The sequence below is a fragment of the Streptomyces viridosporus genome, assembly GCF_002078235.1.
GTDB lineage: Bacteria > Actinomycetota > Actinomycetes > Streptomycetales > Streptomycetaceae > Streptomyces > Streptomyces viridosporus.
This window is the reverse complement of record NZ_MSGP01000600.1, coordinates 1-1090: the sequence shown is the minus strand read 5'-3', so window position 1 is coordinate 1090 and position 1090 is coordinate 1. Positions and strand designations below refer to the sequence as shown.

Below are 1090 nucleotides of genomic sequence, written 5' to 3'. Positions count from 1 at the left end.
CCGGCCAGGCCCAGCTCCTCGCCGAAGGTGGCGAAGATGAAGTCGGAGTTGGCGGCGAAGCCGATCAGGTCGGAGTGGCCCTGTCCGAGGCCGGTGCCGATCACGCCACCGGAGCCGAACGACATGATCGACTGGCCGATCTGCTCACAGGCACCGGAGGTCTGGTAGCAGCCGAACGGGTCCAGCCAGGCGTCCACGCGGGCCTGGACGTGGCTGGCGAACGAGGCCACGCCCACGGCACCGGCGGCGGACATCAGCAGACCGATCACGATCCAGCTCGTCCGCTCCGTGGAGACGTACAGCATGATCACGAACAGGCCGAAGAACAGCAGCGAGGTGCCGAGGTCGTTCTCGAAGATGAGGACGAGCAGGCTGACGGCCCAGATGGTGATGATCGGGCCGAGGTCGCGGCCACGGGGCAGGTACAGGCCCATGAACCGGCGGCTGGCGAGCGCCAGCGCGTCCCGCTTCACCATGAGGTAGCCCGAGAAGAAGATCGCGATGACGATCTTGGCGAACTCACCCGGCTGGATGGAGAACCCGGCGACCCGGATCCAGATCTTGGCGCCGAACACATCGGCCCCGAGCCCCGGTACGAGCGGCAGCAGCAGCAGGATCAGGGCGGCGACCATCGAGATGTAGGTGTACCGCTGCAGGATGCGGTGGTCCTTGAGGAAGACCAGCACCGCGACGAACAGGCCGAGGCCGATGGCCGAGTACAGCAGCTGGTTCGGGGCGGACGGGCTGAACGCCCCGTACGCCCGCTTCGCCAGCAGCTGCAGCCGCTCCGACTGGTCCAACCGCCAGATCACGACCAGCCCGAGGCCGTTCAGGAGGGTCGCGATGGGCAGCAGCAGCGGGTCCGCGTACGCGGCGAACTTCCGCACCACGAGGTGCCCGACCCCCGCCAGCAGGCCGAGTCCCAGCCCGTAGGCGAGCAGCCCGGAGGGGACGGAGCCGTCGATGGCCAGGCCGACGTTGGCGTAGGCGAAGACCGGGATGACCACGGCGAAGACCAGCAGCGCGAGCTCGGTGTTGCGGCGGCTGGGTGCGCCGATCGCACCGATCGTGGACGTGTGCTGCGGCGACG

General features: G+C 68.6%; 1 protein-coding gene. It reads right to left on the bottom strand.

Annotation, left to right across the window (positions count from 1 at the left end):
* On the bottom strand, positions 1-1090 hold a 1090-nt coding region (locus tag B7L92_RS33825), incomplete at both ends, for an FtsW/RodA/SpoVE family cell cycle protein (RefSeq protein ID WP_255311261.1).